18 protein-coding genes are annotated in these 18,301 nt (G+C 66.6%); 10 read left to right on the forward strand and 8 right to left on the reverse strand.

Annotated features, from left to right (window positions below; genetic code table 11):
• Positions 1-7: 7 nt before the first annotated feature.
• From ACIQTX_RS11025 to mutM, 6 genes are all read left to right on the forward strand, one after another.
• On the forward strand, positions 8-2,182 hold the full coding sequence (locus ACIQTX_RS11025; protein ID WP_402972089.1) for an ATP-dependent DNA helicase RecG: 2,175 nt from the start codon (positions 8-10) through the stop codon (positions 2,180-2,182).
• A 31-nt stretch (positions 2,183-2,213) separates the two neighbouring features.
• A complete protein-coding gene (gene coaD, locus ACIQTX_RS11030; RefSeq protein WP_105525472.1) occupies positions 2,214-2,711 on the forward strand; it encodes a pantetheine-phosphate adenylyltransferase in 498 nt (165 codons plus the stop codon).
• A 71-nt stretch (positions 2,712-2,782) separates the two neighbouring features.
• Positions 2,783-3,331 (forward strand): YceD family protein, encoded by a 549-nt coding sequence (locus tag ACIQTX_RS11035; protein ID WP_402973033.1) that lies wholly within the window; start codon positions 2,783-2,785, stop codon positions 3,329-3,331.
• A 2-nt stretch (positions 3,332-3,333) separates the two neighbouring features.
• Complete coding sequence (gene rpmF, locus ACIQTX_RS11040; RefSeq protein WP_028502695.1) at positions 3,334-3,543, forward strand: 50S ribosomal protein L32; 210 nt, start codon at positions 3,334-3,336, stop codon at positions 3,541-3,543.
• A gap of 10 nt (positions 3,544-3,553) precedes the next feature.
• Complete coding sequence (gene rnc / locus ACIQTX_RS11045; RefSeq protein WP_028502694.1) at positions 3,554-4,246, forward strand: ribonuclease III; 693 nt, start codon at positions 3,554-3,556, stop codon at positions 4,244-4,246.
• Positions 4,239-5,102 carry a bifunctional DNA-formamidopyrimidine glycosylase/DNA-(apurinic or apyrimidinic site) lyase gene (gene mutM, locus ACIQTX_RS11050; RefSeq protein WP_402972091.1) on the forward strand — a complete coding sequence of 288 codons (864 nt, stop codon included), beginning with the start codon at positions 4,239-4,241 and terminating at the stop codon, positions 5,100-5,102. Before rnc ends, mutM begins: the two co-directional genes overlap by 8 nt.
• 19 nt (positions 5,103-5,121) lie before the next feature.
• On the opposite strand, the gene ACIQTX_RS11055 is transcribed toward mutM, so the two are convergent.
• The 6 genes from ACIQTX_RS11055 to ACIQTX_RS11080 all read right to left on the reverse strand — a co-directional run bounded on the left by ACIQTX_RS11055 (position 5,122) and on the right by ACIQTX_RS11080 (position 10,311).
• Positions 5,122-6,042, reverse strand: a complete 921-nt coding sequence (locus tag ACIQTX_RS11055) for a M23 family metallopeptidase (protein ID WP_402972093.1) — start codon at positions 6,040-6,042, stop codon at positions 5,122-5,124.
• Complete coding sequence (locus ACIQTX_RS11060) at positions 6,043-6,531, reverse strand: DUF1877 family protein (RefSeq protein ID WP_402972095.1); 489 nt, start codon at positions 6,529-6,531, stop codon at positions 6,043-6,045.
• Between the two features lie 126 nt (positions 6,532-6,657).
• Positions 6,658-7,980: a permease gene (locus ACIQTX_RS11065; RefSeq protein WP_402972097.1), complete on the reverse strand. Its 1,323-nt coding sequence runs from the start codon at positions 7,978-7,980 to the stop codon at positions 6,658-6,660.
• Positions 7,977-8,672, reverse strand: a complete 696-nt coding sequence (locus ACIQTX_RS11070) for an ABC transporter ATP-binding protein (RefSeq protein ID WP_402972099.1) — start codon at positions 8,670-8,672, stop codon at positions 7,977-7,979. The genes ACIQTX_RS11065 and ACIQTX_RS11070 overlap by 4 nt, the downstream gene beginning before the upstream one ends.
• Before the next feature lie 101 nt (positions 8,673-8,773).
• A complete protein-coding gene (locus ACIQTX_RS11075; RefSeq protein ID WP_402972101.1) occupies positions 8,774-9,853 on the reverse strand; it encodes a GNAT family N-acetyltransferase in 1,080 nt (359 codons plus the stop codon).
• Positions 9,854-10,026: 173 nt separating this feature from the next.
• Positions 10,027-10,311, reverse strand: a complete 285-nt coding sequence (locus ACIQTX_RS11080) for a hypothetical protein (RefSeq protein WP_402972103.1) — start codon at positions 10,309-10,311, stop codon at positions 10,027-10,029.
• Between the two features lie 527 nt (positions 10,312-10,838).
• On the opposite strand from ACIQTX_RS11080, the gene smc reads away from it, so the two are divergent.
• From smc to ACIQTX_RS11095, 3 genes are all read left to right on the forward strand, one after another.
• Positions 10,839-14,384 carry a chromosome segregation protein SMC gene (smc, locus tag ACIQTX_RS11085; RefSeq protein ID WP_402972105.1) on the forward strand — a complete coding sequence of 1,182 codons (3,546 nt, stop codon included), beginning with the start codon at positions 10,839-10,841 and terminating at the stop codon, positions 14,382-14,384.
• A 100-nt stretch (positions 14,385-14,484) separates the two neighbouring features.
• Complete coding sequence (gene ftsY, locus ACIQTX_RS11090) at positions 14,485-15,357, forward strand: signal recognition particle-docking protein FtsY (protein ID WP_028502686.1); 873 nt, start codon at positions 14,485-14,487, stop codon at positions 15,355-15,357.
• 44 nt (positions 15,358-15,401) lie between these two features.
• Positions 15,402-15,902: a DUF2004 domain-containing protein gene (locus ACIQTX_RS11095; protein ID WP_028502685.1), complete on the forward strand. Its 501-nt coding sequence runs from the start codon at positions 15,402-15,404 to the stop codon at positions 15,900-15,902.
• Positions 15,903-15,937: 35 nt separating this feature from the next.
• On the opposite strand, the gene lipA is transcribed toward ACIQTX_RS11095, so the two are convergent.
• Together lipA and lipB are read right to left on the reverse strand one after the other, a co-directional pair.
• Positions 15,938-16,927 (reverse strand): lipoyl synthase, encoded by a 990-nt coding sequence (lipA, locus tag ACIQTX_RS11100; protein WP_402972108.1) that lies wholly within the window; start codon positions 16,925-16,927, stop codon positions 15,938-15,940.
• Positions 16,924-17,577, reverse strand: a complete 654-nt coding sequence (gene lipB, locus ACIQTX_RS11105) for a lipoyl(octanoyl) transferase LipB (RefSeq protein ID WP_402972110.1) — start codon at positions 17,575-17,577, stop codon at positions 16,924-16,926. The genes lipA and lipB overlap by 4 nt, the downstream gene beginning before the upstream one ends.
• A 99-nt stretch (positions 17,578-17,676) precedes the next feature.
• Here lipB and ACIQTX_RS11110 point away from each other — a divergent pair, with 99 nt between their 5' ends.
• A complete protein-coding gene (locus tag ACIQTX_RS11110) occupies positions 17,677-18,261 on the forward strand; it encodes a TetR/AcrR family transcriptional regulator (RefSeq protein WP_402972112.1) in 585 nt (194 codons plus the stop codon).
• The last annotated feature ends 40 nt before the right edge of the window (positions 18,262-18,301 follow it).

The following is an 18,301-nucleotide window of genomic DNA, read 5'->3' on the forward strand; positions in this document are numbered from 1 at the left end:
TCGGAGCATGTCGCTCACGCTCGATTCCTCGTTGGAGGATGCGCTCGGTGCAGCGTCTGCCAAGACGCTCGGTCGCGCCTTCAGCATGAAGAGCGTCGGAGACCTGCTCGCTCACTATCCGCGCCGCTATGCCGATCCGGGTGAGCTCACCCCGATCCGCGATCTTCCGCTGGGCGAGACGGTGACGATCGTCGCCGAGGTGCTGTCCTCGAGCTTCCGGCGCATGCGCAACCGCCCGGGCGCCATGGTCGACGTCGTCATCGGCGACGGCATCGGCCGGATGTCGCTGACCTTCTTCGCCAAGAACGTCGGTGCGGCGGAGTGGCGCTCGACAGATCTCGCGGTGGGGCGTCGGGGGGTGTTCTCCGGCAAGGTCGGCGAGTTCAACGGCATGACGCAGTTCGCGCACCCCGAATACGAGCTGTTCGACGACGAGGATTCCGCACGGCGAAGCGCCGACGCCCGCGCCGCGGTGCCGATCCCGATCTATCCCGCGACCTCGGCGATTCAGACCTGGCAGATCGCCAGACTCATCGGCCGGGTGCTGGATGACCTGCCCGATGCACCTGACCCGCTCAGTGCGGAGATCCGCGAAGGCGAAGAACTGCTCACTGCTCGCGAGGCATTGGAGCTCGTGCACCGCCCGCGCACGCGCAATGACATCGACCCTGCCGTGCGCACGCTGCGCATGCACGAGGCCCTCACCCTGCAGACGGCGCTCCTGCAGCAGCGAGATGCCATCCGAGCCCTCTCTGCGACTTCTCGGCCCGCGCTCCCCGCTGGGCTGCTCGAGCGGTTCGATGCGAGCCTTCCGTACACGCTCACTCCGGATCAGGAGACGGTCGGGCAGCAGATCTCCGCCGACCTCGTCGGGGCGTGGCCGATGAACCGCCTGGTGCAGGGCGAGGTCGGATCGGGCAAGACACTGGTCGCGCTCCGGGCGATGCTGCAGGTGGCCGAGAGCGGTGGCCAGGCGGCGCTGATCGCCCCCACCGAGGTTCTTGCCGGCCAGCATCTGCGTTCCATCGCGAAGATGCTCGGCCCGGATCTCTCCCCGATCCTGATGCCGACACTCTTGACCGGTCAGATGCCTGCGGCGGAGCGCCGGAAGGCCGCTCTGAGAGTCGCCTCCGGTCAGGCGCTCATAGTCGTGGGTACCCACGCGCTGCTGGGCGAGAAGACGACTTTCGCCGACCTCGGCCTCGTGGTGGTCGACGAGCAGCACCGATTCGGCGTGGAGCAGCGCGAGGCTCTGCGGGCGAAAGGGTCGAGCCCTCACGCGCTGGTCCTGACGGCGACTCCGATCCCGCGGACGGTGGCGATGACGGTGTTCGGCGACCTCGACACCTCGGTCATCCGCACGATGCCGGCCGGCCGCGCGGGCATCGAGTCGTTCGTGGCCCCGCTCTCTGAGCACCCGGGGTGGTTCAACCGCGTCTGGGAACGTGCGGCCGAAGAGATAGCTCAGGGCAGGCAGGTCTTCGCGGTGTGCGCGGCGATTGACACTGCGAAGAAGACGGCGGAGGCGGGGGAGCCTGCGGCGCTGGCGCCCGAGGGCGGGACAGGGCCGCGGTGGGGCGTCGTGCAGCTCGACGAGGCACTCGCGACCCACCCCACGCTCGGGGGCCTGCGAAGAGCCGTGCTGCACGGGCGGATGCCGTCCGATGAGAAGGATGCCGTCATGCAGGCGTTCGCCCGCGGTGACATAGACCTGCTCCTGGCCACCACGGTGATCGAAGTCGGTGTCGACGTACCCAATGCCTCCACGATGATCGTGCTCGACGCCGATCGGTTCGGGGTCTCGCAGCTTCACCAACTCCGCGGTCGGGTGGGCAGAGGGGGTGTCCCGGGTCTCTGCCTGCTCGTCACCGAATCGGAAGCGGGTTCGCTCGCACGCGACCGTGTCGATGCGGTTGCGGCAACGCTCGATGGCTTCGCCCTGGCAGAGGTCGATCTGGAGCTGCGAGGCGAGGGAGACGTGCTCGGTGCCGCCCAGGCAGGCGTGCGCTCCTCGCTCAAGCTCCTGCGGGTCGTGAAAGACGCCGGACTCATCAGCCGGGCACGCGAGGTGGCGGAAGGGATTCTCGCCGCAGACCCCGATCTGACCGGTCATCCGGGGTTGCGTGAGGCGATCGGGAGACGCGTGAGCGACGAAGACCGCGCAGCGCTGGCGAAGAACTGACGTCGTCACGACGTGCCCTAGGCTGGAAGCCATGAGCAGCCGGATCGCCGTCGTCCCGGGTTCCTTCGATCCGCCGACCCTGGGTCATCTCGATGTGATCCGGCGTGCGGCCGCGCTGTATGACGAGCTGCATGTGCTGGTCGTTCACAACCCGGGCAAAGAGGCGATGTTGCCGATCGCGCAGCGACTCTCCCTTCTGGAGCGCTCGATCGCTGAGGACGGCATGCAGGGCGAGATCGTGATCGGCTCGTGGAGCATGGGTCTTCTCGTCGACTACGCCCGCGACGTGAATGCCGGAGTCCTGGTGAAGGGCATCAGGTCTCAGATCGACGTCGCCTACGAATCTCCGATGGCCATCGTCAACCGCCACCTCGCCGGCATCGAGACCGTCTTCCTGCTTCCCGACCCCTCTCACGCGATGGTCTCCAGCTCTCTCGTGCGACAGGTAGCCTCTCTCGGCGGCGATGTGACGCCCTTCGTCCCGCCCGCGGTGGCGGCTTTCCTGGACACCGGCGGCCGCGGCGTCTGAGCCTGCTCCCTGAACGTGCGGCCAGCCCGATCCGAAGCGCGGCCCGGTAACATGGCAGGGTGCGCTCCCGAATGAACGGCCCTTTCGTCCTCCCCGTCCGCGACATCGTCCGGCATCCGGGAGAGATGCGCGAACACGAGTTGACCGTGGCTCTCGCTGAGGCGTGGGGCGAGGGGATCGTGTCGTACGAGGCAGGCTCCACTCTCGCCCTCGACGTGCGTCTGGAGTCCGTTCACGAGGGCATCCTGGTGTCCGGAACGGCTGATGCAGAGTATGTCGGTGTGTGCGGAAGGTGCCTGATCGACATCACTCGGCCCGTCGAAGTCGAGTTCCAGGAGCTTTTCGCGTATCCTGGTGAGGAAGAAACTGACTTCGAGGTTCAAGACAACCACGTGGATCTTGAAACTCTCGTCAGGGATGCGGCCGTACTGGCCCTTCCTTTTCAGCCGGTGTGTCAGCCGGATTGCCCGGGTCTTGACCCGAAAACGGGTGAACGACTGGCCGTGAGCATCGGAACGGAGCAGGTTGCTCCCATCGATCCTCGATGGAGTGCGCTCCAGAACATCACAGACCAAGACGGTGCGGAAGAATCTCGCGCCGCCGAGAAAGAAGAGAGCTAGTCATGGCTGGTAACCCCCCGAAGCGCAAGGTTTCCCGTTCGAACACCCGCTCGCGTCGCGCGCAGTGGAAGGCGGCGCCCATCGCGCTCGTCAAGACCATCGAGAACGGTCAGGTCGTCTACAGCCGTCCGCACCAGGCGAAGGTCGTCACCGACTCGCAGGGCACCGAACTCTTCCTCGAGTACAAGGGCCGCAAGGTCGCCGACGTCTGAGTCGCGTACTGTGACGGAGGTCCCCGGGGGGACGAGGCCTCTCCCAGAAAAGCTCCGCGTCGATATCGACGCGGAGCTTCTGGAGTTGGCTCTCACCCACCGCTCGTACGCGTATGAGCACGGGGGCATCCCACACAATGAGCGGCTTGAGTTCCTCGGAGACTCGGTCCTCGGTCAAGCCGTGACGGTGATGCTCTTCACCACGCACCCTGACCTCGATGAGGGTGAGCTGGCGAAGCGACGTGCAAGCGTCGTGTCGACCGTCGCGCTCGCGGAGGTGGCGCGCGGGATCGATCTCGGCAGTCACCTTCTGCTCGGTCGCGGTGAGGAGCAGACGGGCGGTCGCGACAAGGACTCGATCCTTGCCGACACTATGGAAGCCGTCATCGGAGCGACGTATCTCTCGGTGGGGCCAGACGCCGCCACAGAACTCGTGCTTCGTCTGACGAAGCCGTTGTTGGCTGACCCCGAGCGCTACGGCGCTGCGATGGACCCGAAGACCAGCCTGCAGGAGCTCGCCGCCCGTCTGGGCGCGTCGCCTCCTCGGTACTCGGTGGAGGCGAGCGGTCCGGATCATGACCGTCGCTTCCTGGCCACCGTCGCTGTCGGCGATGTGAGCATGACCGGCACCGGCAGCAGCAAGAAGACCGCGGAGATGGCGGCGGCTCTCAGCGCCTGGCGCACTCTCAGCGAGCATGCCTGAGCTCCCCGAGGTCGAGGTCGTTCGCGCCGGACTCGAACCGGCTGCCGTCGGCTCGCTGATCACCTCCGTCAGCGTCTTCGACGAGCGGGCGCTGACACGGCACTCGGCCGGCGCCGCCGACTTCGTCGGCAGGCTCGAGGGGCGAACCTTCTCGGCGGCAGCGCGCCGCGGAAAGTTCCTCTGGCTTCCCCTCGACGATTCGCAATCCGCGCTCATCGCCCATCTGGGAATGAGTGGGCAGATGCTTCTTCGCGCTCCGACCGCAGGCGCGGAGCGACATGAGCGGGTGCGGATCGGCATCGAGCATCCCGTTCACGGTGAGCTCGCGATCGTGTTCGCGGATCAGCGGACCTTCGGCTCTCTCGCGGTGGATGCGCTGGTCGACGACGGCGCATCGAGGATCCCGACCCAGGTCGTGCATATCGCGCGCGATCCGATGGACGATGACTTCGACGATGAGGCGTTTCGCGACGCTCTGGGTCGACGTGCGAGCGCGATCAAGCGTGTGCTCCTCGATCAGGGAGTTGTGAGCGGGATCGGCAACATCTACGCCGATGAGTCGCTCTGGGCGGCGCGCATCCACCCGGAGACTCCGGCGAATCGCCTCTCGACCGCGGCGGTGCATCGTCTTCTGGCGGAGGTGCGGATCGTGCTCGGGAAGGCTCTCGCCGAAGGCGGCACCAGTTTCGACGCACAGTACGTCAATGTCAACGGTCAGGCCGGGTACTTCGCCCATTCACTGAACGCCTATGGGCAGGGCGGGAAACCATGCCCGAGTTGCGGGGGTGAGATCCGTCGGGTCTCCTTCATGAATCGTTCGTCGCACTTCTGTCCCACCTGCCAGCGGCGACGCTGAGAAGCCCGCATCGGGCGATTCATGCGGACGGCGAGTCCGCCGGCTGAGCGGTCATGTGCTGGCCAGTCGCTGGAAGAGTGGCCATTCGCTCTGGCGCATCGTCGAGCGAGATGGCGTCGAACGCCAGCGGAAGGCCCTGCGCGGTCCATGGCGAAGCCCGATCCATGAGCTGCGCGTGCACATGAGGCTCGCTGCTGTTGCCGGAGTTGCCACAGCGTGCGATCTGCTCTCCGGCGCGAACCCTCGCACCGACCTGAACCATCACCGAATCCTGCTGCAAGTGTGCGACTGTGGCGAACTCCCCGGCGGCTCCGCGGATCGTGACGTGGTTGCCCAGGATGAAAGCAGTGCCGCCGAGCTCGCGTACGACGCCCTCGAGCATCATGTAGACGAGGCTGAGCCCGCTCGAACGCGCGCGGTGGTCCCGCTGGCGATCCGTGGCACGCACGACGGTGCCGTCGATCATCGCGACGACGGGTTGTCCGAAGGCGGGATAGTCGCTGGCTTCTCTCATCGCAGGGCCGGAGCCGAAGGAAGGACGTTCTGCGTCGATCGGCTCATGTACGAGGTCGATGGCGTACGCCTGCCCGTACATCCGGACGCCGTGGCTGGGCACCTTGGTCGCGGGGCTGTTCATTCCGAGCCATCGACCGTGGACGGGAGAGGAGACCACCGACGTCTCGCGCTCCGGCACCAGGCGTGGGCCGACGAGCACCAGCAGCATGCATGCGACCAGCACACCCATGGCGATGAACGCGACTACGGCTCTCATCTGCCCGGAACCGTCCCAGAGGGCGAGCCCGCTGGTGAGGGCCACCACGACCAGGACCAGAGCCGCCATACCGTAGACCGGGACGCGGACGCGATAGATGGCGAGGAGCACGGCTCGGACCGGTGTCTGCCGGTGGGCCGATCCGCCGCTGCGCTCGATGCGCTTCATCTAAAGGCTGACAGTGAACACGACGTGGGCTCGCTCTTCGTCTGCAGCGGCGAAGAACTGGCGCAGCGCGGTCAACCAGGTCAGCGCATAGCGTTCCTCATCGGGACCGTACTCAGGATTGCGGAGTTCCTCCGGCATCTGGGCGTACAGACGCGAGAACTGCAGGTCGTCGAGTTCGCGGAGATAGCCGGCGACATCGGCGACCTCGAGGGGGTCGAGATGCGTGATCCACGACTCATCGTCGTCGACCTGCAGAGCCCGAGCACCTCCGATCACACCCCGCGCAGGCCAGGGTCCCTCTTCCGCCGCCGGTGCGAGTGCGCATGCGATCGGGTCCCACGCCTTGTCCGTCTCGCAGGCTCGCGCGTAGACGGCTTCATCCTCCTCGTACGCGGAGAGCACGGACCGGAGCCGGTGGTCGTCGCCGACAGCTTCGAGCACGGGCGCGATCTGTTCGTCATCGAGGCGGAAATGCAGACCGAGTTCCACGAGTTCTCTCCTTTTCGGGGTGTCAGGCGCCAGGCGCCGAGCCCCACGACGATTGCTCGATTGCCTCGACGGAATCAGCATACGATGATCGGCAGCCCGCTGCTTCGTGCGGCATCTAGGACGTCTTCACGCCGACTGGAACGCCCCACGGAGCAACGGACTGGTAGCCCAGGTGCTCGCCCACACCACCCCGATCCCGATCGCGACGACAGCTGCGATCGTGAGCAGCGACAGGGGTGCGGTCACGATCGCTATTCCGACCAACGGGAACACGAGGATTCCGGCGACCAGCGCTGAGCCGACAGCCGTGATCAGCAGTGGTGACATGATGGCGCGCCGGCGGGCGCTGTCCACTGTCTCCCGGGGCATGCCCAAGTGGTGAAGGCTGCGGTGCAGCTCGCGTTGGTCGAGGATGTCGGATGCCTGGTTGACGCCGACGGACGCCGCGACCATCAGGAACGATCCGATGAGCGTGATGATGAGACCCGTGCGGATGTCGTCTGCGAGGGCGAGGTCCGACGCCGCTGCGTCAGAAGCGCTCATCATGTTGAGCATCGCGACCCCGGTGCCGGCGAATACGGCCATGAAGCTCGCCATCGCGATGCCACCGACCTGACGCCATGCAGCTTTGGGGGAGTCGAGCACGATGCGGGCGGCGAGGAGTCGCTCGGGCTTGTCGGCGCGACGAAGTTGACCGGATGCCGACACCTTGAGGGCCCACGGGCCGACGAGATTGAGTACGCCCAGCGCCGCGCCGAACAGTGCAGCGAGTACGACGATGGTCATGACGACCCCGCCGATCGAGGGGAAGACTTTGACCAGAACGAACGAGATGGCGATCGCACCCGCGCCGAACAGAGCACGGATCCAGTGCACCTTCGACACTTCGGTGCGGGTGCGCACGCCGAGTGGCGAGATGACGACGAGGCGGAGGCCGATGACGGCGCTGGTCGCCGCGAGCACGAGCACGGCGACGACGACGATTCCCGTCTGGAGGGGAGGGAGCACGACTGCAGAGAATCCGAGCGGCGCCCCTCGAAACGGGATCAGTCCGATGAGCGGGCTGATTGCAACATGTCCGATGATTCCCGCGACCGCACCGACGGTGGCAACGAGAACCGATTCTGCGACCGTGGCGACGGTGACGCCGGTTGGGGAGACTCCGAGGAGACGGAGGGTGGAGAGTCTTTCGTCGCGTCGGCGGGCGGAGAGCCTCGCCGCCGCGCCGCCGAGAGACATCAGCGGAACGACCAGGAGCACGAGCGCGATCGCGGCGAGGCCCTGGTAGAGGGCCGCGTACTCATCGGTCCAGCCCCAGAACGACTGGGCGCCGCCGATGACGGTGAGAACCAAGGTCGTCACGATCCCGAACGCGACGACGGGTAGGGCGAGAACGCTGTTCTGCCCCGGGGCCGGGCGCAGGAGCAGCGCCAGCACGTTCCGGTTCATGCGGCCACCGCCGAGGAGATGATCCGTCCGTCGCGCACGGCGATCGTTCGGGTGCAGCGCGCGGCGACATCGGGGTCGTGCGTGACGACGATGAGGGTGCGGGCTTGCCCGGTAGTGGACCACAGGAGTGCGTCCATCACCTCGGATGATGTGTGGGTGTCGAGCGCGCCGGTGGGTTCGTCGGCGAAGACGAGCTCTGCACCGGTCGCTTGCGCGCGGGCGATCGCGACACGCTGCGCCTGCCCGCCTGAGAGCTCGCCGATTCGTCGGTCCTCCATTCCGGCGAGGCCGAGCGCGGCGAGCCACGACGCCGCATGCTGCAGCGCATCCTGGCGCCGGATGCCGTTGATCATCGAGGCGAGTGCGACGTTCTCCACCGCGGTGAGTTCGGGAATGAGCAGCCCTTGCTGGAAGACGAAGCCGAATCGCTCTCGGCGCAGACGCGAACGCGCGGATTCGCCTAGTGCGGTGACCTCGATGGGTGCACCTTCGGCGGGGCGGAAGACGACGCTCCCCGAGTCTGGTGCGGTGATACCCGCCAGCACGTGCAGGAGCGTCGTCTTCCCCGAACCGGAAGCACCCATGATCGCGACGGACTCACCGCGTTGGATCGCGAGATCGACGCCGGCGAGAGCGCGCGTCGTCCCGAAGTTCTTGGTGAGGGCATGGGCTTCGATCACGGGGATGTTCATGTTTCCAGCCTCGTCACCCGTGCGTCCGGCGTCGTCGGTCCGGCGGATGACGATGCGGATCCGACGTCATCCCGAAGAATGAGATCGGATCCGCACGTGCATCAGAGCTTCTTCTGCCATGCCCCTGTGTAGGAGACCGGACGGAAGCCGATCGCCTCGTTGATGTTCAGCATCGGCCGGTTCTCCTCCGCATTGAAGGTTGAGACCACGGTTGAATGCGGCATCTTCTCGCGCCAGCGGAGCAGGTTGGCGCACTTCACGATCATGCCGAGGCGGTGGCCACGGTGGCCTTTGCTCACCAGGGTGCCGAACTGGTCCGTGACGCCGGTACGGTCCGCGGCGATGACCAGCTCGTTGTATGCGACGAGCTCGCCCGTTGGCACGTACTGCACGGCGACCACCGACACGGCCTGCCCGGCGCTCAGAATTCTCGACTCACGCCGGACGACGCGATCGGCATCCCAGCTCTCCTCGGGGAAATCCATGTCACCACTGGGAGCATCCGTGGACAGTCGAGCCAGCACAGCCGCGAAACCGTCCCGCAGTTCCGGTGGCGTCGGCATGTCCCACTCGAGGATCCGGTAGTCCGGCCCGGCGAAGGTCTTCGCCTCGGTCAACGACTCGCGCAGCGGCGCGGCATCGCTGTGCAGGTCGTACTCGCTGTTGCGCTCGACCTGCTCGAGGACATACCCGTCGGCCTCGACGAGGTCGGAGAGTGGAGTCGCCGGGATCCGGCCCCATCCGGTACGGGGGACGAGCATGCGCTCGGCCTCGGCCGGTCGGTGCAGGCTCCAGGTCTGCAGGACGTTCCGATCACGGGCGTGTGCCTCGGCTTCCGCCTGCGCGAGCAACGCGTCCTCGATGCCTTGTCCCCAGTGGGCGGCAGGCACGAGCAGGTCGAACTCGATCGCGTGCGCTTCCTTCTCCTGGGCGATGTACATCACGATCATGCCGACGATCTTCTCGCCGATGCGGGCGACGAAACCGCGGTGGATCGCGTCCGTCTCGTCCTGCCATTGGGGCAGCATCTGCGTGGCATCAGAGGCGAGATCGGGGAGCCCGACCAGTTCGTCGCAGATCTGGCGGTTGAGAGCGGCGCATGCGCGGAAGTCCGCGGCGTCGTCGGCGTCAAGGGAGACCGGAACGATCAGCGGCGTGATCGTCGGTTCAACGGTCGTCATGTGGGTTTCCTTCGTAGGGGACTTCGGGTGGAGTTGGTCCGCGTCAGGCGAAGCGGGGTATGTGGAACGAATCGCGGCACCGGCCCGATGAGGCCCCCGCATCCACCGGCCATGAGGCGGGCGGATGCGGGGGAACCACCAGAGCGGAGTCGGGCGTCACGATAGGCCGACCGTCAGCGCATTCCGCGCTGCATGTCGAATGTCAGCAGCGCGTTGGACTCCGCTGCCGAACGATGACGCTGCTCACCGAGCAGAAACAGGTCTGCCGGATCGATGTGCAGGTTGCGGCGTTGGTGTCGTGGGCGCTGCGCCCGCTGGAAGAGCCAGAGGCCGATCCTGAGGGAGAGACGATCCGCGAGCGAAAGACGACGCAGTTCGTCGGGGCGGGGGATCTGGAGGACCTCGCGGTCCTCGATATCGGGCGGGTGGATGTCGCTGCGATGCAACGTGGTATTCACGATGGTTCCTTCGAAAGGGATGGTGATGATGGATGCGGAAGCACCGCACGCGGACCGCGAGAGCAGTCGGAACGATGCGGGAGAGCGGGTCGGCGGGCCCACGCAAGGTGGCCGCCGAACGCGGAGGATGAGCCGTGATCTGCCGTGCAGATCAGCGGACGGGGCGCGGGAGAGCCGACCGGACAGAGCCCACTACGGGCTCGGGATCTCGGGGTGCGGTTCTACGAGAGAGCGCTGATGCGGACGCCGGCGGTTACCGAGAACGCAGGGCGCGGCGCAAAGTGCGCTGGCGCGTCGAGGCCAGTGGCCTGTGCGTTGAGCTGAGTCGTAATCATCGGTAACCTCCTTTCGTGTGGCGATCCGGAGGCCACGGTAGCGAATCCACTCGGTGAACGTCAAGCACCTGCGGTTCCTCTCGGCGTGTCGCCCGGTATTCGAGTTCTCCCGCCGCCCGCGCGGGATGAGGTTCCAGGCCCGGAATTCCGGTAGCGTAGCCGCGTGATTCTCCCCGGACGAGCGGTGCCCGCATGCATCTGAAGAGCCTGACGCTCAAAGGGTTCAAATCGTTCGCGCAGCCGACGAGCTTCGTGTTCGAACCCGGTGTCACCTGCATCGTCGGACCGAACGGCTCCGGCAAGTCGAACGTCGTCGACGCCCTTGCCTGGGTGATGGGGGAGCAGGGTGCGAAGACCCTGCGCGGCGGCAAGATGGAAGACGTCATCTTCGCCGGTACCTCGACGCGCGGCCCGCTCGGTCGCGCCGAGGTGCAGCTCACGATCGACAATGCCGACGGCGCTCTGCCGATCGAGTACGCCGAGGTCACGATCAGCCGCACTCTGTTCCGCAACGGCTCAAGCGAGTATGCGATCAATGGTGAGGGATGCCGGCTCCTCGACGTCCAAGAGCTCCTGAGCGACTCGGGGCTGGGTCGCGAGATGCACGTGATCGTCGGCCAAGGACGCCTCGACACCGTCCTCCAGGCTTCGCCTGAGGACCGTCGCGGCTTCATCGAGGAAGCCGCGGGAATCCTCAAGCATCGACGTCGCAAAGAGAAGACCCTCCGCAAACTCGACGCGATGGAGACGAATCTCACCCGTCTGAGCGATCTTGCGGGAGAGATCCGCCGACAGCTCAAGCCACTCGGCCGTCAGGCCGAGATCGCCCGTGAGGCGCAGACGATCGCTGCGGTCGTCCGCGACGCGAAAGCGCGCATCTTCGCCGATGATGTGGTCGCCCTGCGTGCTGCGCTTGCGGATCACACGCGCACGGAGAATGAACGTCACACCGAACGCTTGGTGCTGTCGGACCAGGCCGAGACGGTGCGTGCGGGCATCGCGCGACTCGAGCAGGATCAGAACTCGGTGGCCGTCGACCAAGCGCGCGGTGTCGCGTTCGGGCTGGAGCAGGTGCAGGAGCGGATGCGGGGGCTGTACACCCTCGCGAACCAGCGCCTCGCACTGCTCGGTTCCGACGACGACGACGCAGCGGTCACCGCCGTAACCGTGACGCAGAGCACGATCGACGAAGCCAAGGACGAGATCGATGTGATCTCCGCAGGGCTCGGCGATGCGCAGGATGCCGCGGTGTCGGCGAGCCGCGACGTGATCCATGCCAGGGCGGAACTTGACACTCTCGACGTCGACATCGCCGAGCAGAGTGCGCTCGTCTCCGAGTACGACATGCGGGTATCCGCGTTGCGTGGCACGGCCGACGCCGCTGCTTCGGCCCTCGCCGCCGTCCGAGGCGCCGTGCTTCGGCAGGAGAATGCACTCGAGGCTGCGAACGTTCGCAGGCGTGAAGCCACAGAAGCCCTTGAGTCGATCGATGACGCCGAGGCTCCGGAAGGCACGGCGCTCGAACACGCTGCAGCGTACGAGAGCGCGCAGCGTGCGTCCACGGCCGCAGAAGCAGAGCGCGACACCCTCCGCGATCGGTTGCACGCGGCAGAGCGCGAAGTCGACTCCCTGACGGCGAAGGCCTCCGCATTGAGCAGTGCTCTGGCGTTGTCCGGCGGTGCAGCCGAGATCGTCAAGGCGGGCGGCAAGGGTGTGCGCGGCCTCGTGGGAGATGCCGTCCAGGTGCGTGCGGGCTTCGAAGCGGCGATCGCCGCGGTCCTCGGCCCACTCGCTGAGGGCGTGCTCATCGATACCGCAGCTGACGCGTTCCTCCTGGCGGCCGAAACGGCTGAGCAGCGTAGGGGAGTCGTCGACTTCGTCATCGCGGATACCCGCCGTCCGAAGCCGGTTCTCCCGGCGATCGCCGGCGTCACGCCCGCCGTGGAGACCGTGACAGCCCCCGATGGCGTGCTCGGCGTGCTGTCGCACGTGCTCATCGCTGACGACCTGGAGTCTGCGCGTGCCGCACGGACGGCACTGGATGTCGCGGCGGATACCGAGACCACGATCGTCACCCTTGGTGGCGACGTGATCACCGCCCAGACTCTGCGCACGGGATCCGGAGGGGAGCGTTCGCGTCTGGAACTCGCGGCCGAGCGGGATGCCGCGGCCGAGCGCCTCGCCGAGATCCAGATCGTGGTCGACTCGCTCCGTGAGGCGCGCGAGGACGCGAGCGAGGCGGTGGAGACGACCAGGCGCCAGACCAAGGAAGCGCTGCGTGCTCTCCGCGAGCATGACGCCGCCCTCGCGACGCATGCCGAGCAGGTCAACCGCATCACGGTGCGCCACGAGTCGGCCGTAGCCGAATGCGAGCGTCTCGAGATCGGACTCGCGCAGGCCCAGTCCGCGGTATCCGACGCCGAGGCGAAGGCGCAGGCGGCCCAAGCTGCTCTTGATGACGCCATCGCATCTCCTCGACCCGTCCTCGACGCCTCAGCTCGTGACGGACTGCTCGAGGCACTCGAAGTCGCCCGCGAGGGCGAAGTGCGGGCGAGGATGGAGATCGAGACCTTGCGAGAGCGCGTCCGCGCTGCGCAGGCCAGAGTCACGAGCCTCGAGCGCCAGCGTGAGCACGAGCGGGATGCCGCAGCGGAGGCAGCACGGCGAGCGGTGATCCGTCGAGGGCAGCGGGAGGCGGCCTCCGCAGTCGCAGACGAACTCCCGCGAATCCTCGATTCGCTCGACCGCTCAGTCACGCAAGCGCGAGTCGCTCTGGGCGAGGCGGAGGCGGCTCGGTCGGCGCAGAATGAAGAACTCGTCGGACTTCGTGCAAGGGAAGCCTCCCTTCGCGAACGTCTCGCCGGCCTCACCGAGAGTGTGCACGGACTCGAGCTGCAGATCCACGAGAAGAAGCTCCACCTGAACAGCTTGCTGGAACGTGTCTCCTCCGAACTCGCCCTGGACGAAGATATTCTCGTTGCGGAATATGGCCCTGAGCAGCTTGTTCCGCGGGATCCGGGTGTGGAGGCTGCTGTCGACGATGTGGTCGACGACACCGCCATCCCGTTCGATCGCCGCATTCAGCAGCGTCGACTCGCGGAGGCGGAGCGTAAGCTCGCGCAGCTCGGACGGGTGAACCCGCTCGCACTCGAGGAGTTCGCCGCGCTCGAGCAGCGGCATGCCTTCCTCACCGAGCAGCTGGCGGATCTCACCCAGACGCGTCAGGACCTTCTGACGATCATCACCGACCTCGACGAGCGGATGCAGGTGATCTTCGCGAGCGCCTTCGAAGACACGAAGGAGGCGTTCGGCCAGGTCTTCCCGTTGCTGTTCCCCGGTGGCACCGGCAGCATCTCGCTCACCGACCCGGACAACATGCTCACGACGGGGATCGAGGTGTCGGTGCGTCCGGTCGGGAAGAAGATCGAGCGCCTGTCGCTGCTCTCCGGAGGTGAGCGGTCTCTGGCGGCCGTGGCCCTGCTCGTCGCGATCTTCAAGGCGAGGCCGAGCCCGTTCTACATTCTCGACGAGGTCGAAGCAGCCCTCGACGACGCCAACCTCGGTCGACTGCTCACCGTCTTCGAACAGTTGCGGGAGAGCTCGCAACTCCTCGTCATCACCCATCAGAAGCGCACCATGGAGATCGCGGATGCGCTCTACGGCGTCTCCATGCGCCAGGACGGCGTGTCGGCGGTCGTGGGGCAGCGGGTCGGTGATCGGGCAGCTGCGGCCGTCTGACGCGGTTGCTGCGGCTCGGTCTTCCGCGCTCTCGAGCCTTCACGGACACCGGACGTCGGATGCGGGGGTCTTCCCCTGGCGCTACCCGTAGGCTGGAGGGATGGCGGAGAAGTCCTGGTCTCTTGGTCGCGCACTGCGCGGCATGTTCGTCAAGCCCACCATCGACGAGACGACCTGGGAGGATCTCGAGACGGCTCTCATCACCGCGGACTTCGGTCCCGACATCAGCGAGCGCGTCGTCGAAGAGCTTCGTGAGAAGGTCGACAGGTATCGGACGACGGACCCCAAGGATCTCCAGCGCATGCTGCGCGAAACGCTCGAGGAGCATTTCGCCAAGTTCGACACGACGCTGAAGCTCACCGAACGTCCGGCGGTCGTGCTCGTGGTCGGTGTCAACGGCGTCGGCAAGACGACCACCATCGGCAAGTTCACGAAGTTTCTCCGCGGCTATCAGCGCAGCGTCGTCGTCGGCGCCGCTGACACTTTCCGCGCCGCTGCGGTCGATCAGCTGGCTACTTGGGCTCAGCGCGGGGGAGCGGCGATCGTGCGTCCGCAGCAGGAGGGACAGGATCCCGCCTCCGTGGCTTTCCAGACCGTGGAGTACGCCATGCGCGAGGGGATCGAGATCGCCATCATCGACACGGCTGGGCGCCTGCATACCAAGGGCGGTCTCATGGACGAGTTGTCGAAGATCAGGCGCGTGATCGAGAAGCAGGCGCCGATCAGCGAAGTTCTCCTCGTCCTCGATGCCACGACCGGCCAGAACGGCGTGATGCAGGCAGAGGCTTTCCTCGAGCATGCCGGTGTCACCGGACTCGTCCTCACCAAGCTCGACGGGTCCGCCAAGGGTGGCTTCGTCCTCGCCGTGCAGGAGCGCACCGGCATCCCCGTCAAGCTGCTTGGACAGGGCGAGGGCATCGACGATCTCACCGGTTTCACCCCCCATGTGTTCGTCCAGTCGTTGGTCGGTTGATGACGGGACTACCGCAGTGAGCACGAGGCTGGTTTCATAGCGTTATGGCGATCGAACACGACTACTTCGGACTCTTGTCCTCGGGTCCCGACGGCTCGATCTTCTGGTCGGAGACCGTCGAGCTCGGCGACCAGAGCGTCACCGTGGATCTGACCGCGCCCGACCAGGATGATGTGTCCTCTGACGCACTCGACATCGCCGCGTCCCTCATCGCCGGTCTCGAGAGCGTCGACGACACCGCCCGCCGGGGAATGCTCGCCGAAGTCGACGACCGCACCAGCGAGGTGACCGAGTACATCCTTCAGCAGCAGGAGACGTACGGGGACGAGCTGCCCGACGTGCTCGTCGATGTCTCGGGCGATGCCGCCGTCGACATCATCCGCTCCTTGCGTCTGATGAGCATGACGATCCTTGCCGACGAGCACGGCGGCTCCGAGCCCTTCGCGGTGCTCGAGTACGCGCTCGACGACAGCTCGACCGATGATGTCCTGCTCGTGAACCTCGGCTCGGACGGCAGCGTGCAGTCCGTCATGAGCGCCGACTGATCCGCCGCCCGGGGCTCGGCCCCGGGCGGCGCGGGTCAGACGGCCTGCGCGAACCCGAGGTCTGCGCTGTCGGCGATGTGCGCAAGGTGATCGGGAATCTGCCGGCCCTTCGAAACCATGGACTGCGCCCATAGGCGTCCTGCTCGGTACGATGACCGCACGAGAGGCCCCGCGAGGACGCCGAGGAAGCCGATGCGCTCCGCCTCCTCCTTGAACTCCACGAACTCCGCAGGCTTCACCCAGCGGGCGACCGGGAGATGGCGAGGCGTCGGCCGCAGGTACTGCGTGATCGTGATGATGTCGCATCCGGCCTCGTGGAGGTCGTTCAGCGCCTGGACGACCTCTTCCGGCTCCTCGCCCATGCCGAGGATGAGGTTCGACTTCGTGATCAGTCCGGCGTTCCGACCCTGGGTGAGGACGTCGAGGGAGCGTTCGTAGCGGAAAGCCGGTCTGATCCGCTTGAAGATACGCGGCACGGTCTCGACGTTGTGGGCGAAGACCTCGGGGCGGGCGTCGAAGATCTGCCCGAGGAACGCCGGATCGGCGTTGTGCTCGTTCGCGAGCAATTCGACACCGGTGTTCGGGTTGAGTTCGTGGATCTTCCGCACCGTCTCGGCGTTGAGCCACGCACCGGTGTCGGGCAGGTCGTCACGGGCCACGCTCGTCACCGTGGCGTAACGGAGATTCATCCGCACGACGCTCTCGGCGACGCGACGAGGCTCGTCGGTGTCGTAGGCGTCGGGCTTCCCGGTGTCGATCTGGCAGAAGTCGCATCGGCGCGTGCACTGCGAGCCGCCGATGAGGAAGGTCGCCTCTCGGTCTTCCCAGCACTCGTAGATGTTGGGGCAGCCGGCTTCCTGGCACACCGTGTGCAGGTCCTCACTCTTTACGAGCGAATGCAACGCCGTGTATTCCGGCCCCATCTTCGCCTTGGTCTTGATCCATTCGGGCTTGCGCTCGATCGGCGTCTCTGCGTTTCGGATCTCGAGGCGAAGGAGCTTGCGTCCCTCGGGTGCGGCGGTCATGCGGTGGCTCCTGACAGTTCGGTTCCGGCGTACTCGGCGAGGAACGCCGCGGTCAGCGTCTCTACGAGGTCGATGGGGGAGACGGCGGATCCGATGACCTCGCTCACGGTCGTCACACCGGCGTCGGTGATCCCGCACGGGATGATGCCGCGGAATCCGGCCAGCGAGTTGTCGCAGTTCAGTGCGAATCCGTGCATGGTCACGCCCTGCTGCACACGGACGCCGATGGCGGCCACCTTGTCCTCCGAGAGCGGTCGGCGCACCCACACGCCGCTTCGCCCCTCGACCTGATAGCCGTCCACGCCGAACGGACGCAGGACCTCGATCAGCAGACGCTCCAGCCGCCGCACGTGCGCGACGACATCGATGGGCTCGACGAGGCGCACGATCGGGTACCCCACGAGCTGTCCCGGCCCGTGCCAGGTGATCTTGCCACCGCGGTCGACGTCGATGACGGGCGTGCCGTCCTGCGGCCGCTCCTGCGGCTCCGTCCGTTTGCCCGCCGTGTACACCGCCTCGTGTTCGAGAAGGATCAGCGTGTCCGGACGCGTGCCGTCGACGACGTCGGCGTGGACGCGTCGCTGCAGCTCCCACCCGTCGATGTACGGCACCGGTGTCGGAGCGAATCCGGGGGTGAGGATCTCAAGCATCACGTAGCCACCTTCGTTGCATAAATGGACCGAGGGCAACAATACTCCCTCGATCGGCCTCGAGCGTCGCCACGCCACGCATCGCGGTAGCGTGAGGACATGACTTCCACTGGCAGGGCGGGCCGCCCGAAGGCGTCCTCGCGGGAGACTCTCGCCGAGGCGGCGTGCGAGCTCTTCCTCGAGCGCGGGTATGACGCAACTTCCGTGGCGGACATCACTCAGCGTGCCGGAGTCAGCCGCTCCAGTTTCTTCAACTACTTCGCCTCGAAGAGCGACGTGCTGTGGTCCGGCGTCGATGAGCGGATCGGCGCTGCCACCCGCTCCCTCGAACAGCTCGGCAGAGCCGCCACGGGAGAGTCGGTGCGCGACATCCTGCTGCTGGTGGTGCGCGACTTCGCGCCGGACCCGCTCGCTCTCGCCCTTCGGAACGCCGCTGCGATGGGGCTGGAAGAGGAGCTCGTCCGCGACACGGGGCTGCGTCTCGCACGGCTGTCCGCGGCCGTGTCCCTGGCCGCGGCGGCATCCGGTGTCGATGTCATCCGTGCGGACATCCTCGGAGCTGCGCACGCGGCGGCGGTCCTGTCCTCCCTGCGAGTCTGGGCGGAGCAGGGTGCCGGTCGAGGATCCCCGGAGACCGTCCTGCTGGAGGCGCTCGGGACGATTCACGACCTGCCCTGGTCCTGACTCCGCGCTGCGCTGAGCAAGAAGCTTCCGCTCGCGTAGA

The sequence above is a fragment of the Microbacterium sp. NPDC090281 genome, assembly GCF_044769635.1.
Taxonomy (GTDB): Bacteria; Actinomycetota; Actinomycetes; order Actinomycetales; family Microbacteriaceae; genus Microbacterium.

Excerpts from the sequence above, each read along its gene's own strand:
- ACIQTX_RS11110 (WP_402972112.1), top strand. The coding sequence starts at position 17,677 with ATGACTTCCACTGGCAGGGCGGGCCGCCCGAAGGCGTCCTCGCGGGAG.
- lipB (WP_402972110.1), bottom strand. The coding sequence starts at position 17,577 with ATGCTTGAGATCCTCACCCCCGGATTCGCTCCGACACCGGTGCCGTAC.
- ACIQTX_RS11055 (WP_402972093.1), bottom strand. The coding sequence starts at position 6,042 with ATGAAGCGCATCGAGCGCAGCGGCGGATCGGCCCACCGGCAGACACCG.
- lipA (WP_402972108.1), bottom strand. The coding sequence starts at position 16,927 with ATGACCGCCGCACCCGAGGGACGCAAGCTCCTTCGCCTCGAGATCCGA.
- ftsY (WP_028502686.1), top strand. The coding sequence starts at position 14,485 with ATGGCGGAGAAGTCCTGGTCTCTTGGTCGCGCACTGCGCGGCATGTTC.
- coaD (WP_105525472.1), top strand. The coding sequence starts at position 2,214 with ATGAGCAGCCGGATCGCCGTCGTCCCGGGTTCCTTCGATCCGCCGACC.
- rpmF (WP_028502695.1), top strand. The coding sequence starts at position 3,334 with ATGGCTGGTAACCCCCCGAAGCGCAAGGTTTCCCGTTCGAACACCCGC.
- mutM (WP_402972091.1), top strand. The coding sequence starts at position 4,239 with ATGCCTGAGCTCCCCGAGGTCGAGGTCGTTCGCGCCGGACTCGAACCG.
- ACIQTX_RS11075 (WP_402972101.1), bottom strand. The coding sequence starts at position 9,853 with ATGACGACCGTTGAACCGACGATCACGCCGCTGATCGTTCCGGTCTCC.
- ACIQTX_RS11095 (WP_028502685.1), top strand. The coding sequence starts at position 15,402 with ATGGCGATCGAACACGACTACTTCGGACTCTTGTCCTCGGGTCCCGAC.
- smc (WP_402972105.1), top strand. The coding sequence starts at position 10,839 with ATGCATCTGAAGAGCCTGACGCTCAAAGGGTTCAAATCGTTCGCGCAG.
- ACIQTX_RS11035 (WP_402973033.1), top strand. The coding sequence starts at position 2,783 with ATGAACGGCCCTTTCGTCCTCCCCGTCCGCGACATCGTCCGGCATCCG.
- ACIQTX_RS11065 (WP_402972097.1), bottom strand. The coding sequence starts at position 7,980 with ATGAACCGGAACGTGCTGGCGCTGCTCCTGCGCCCGGCCCCGGGGCAG.
- ACIQTX_RS11025 (WP_402972089.1), top strand. The coding sequence starts at position 8 with ATGTCGCTCACGCTCGATTCCTCGTTGGAGGATGCGCTCGGTGCAGCG.
- ACIQTX_RS11070 (WP_402972099.1), bottom strand. The coding sequence starts at position 8,672 with ATGAACATCCCCGTGATCGAAGCCCATGCCCTCACCAAGAACTTCGGG.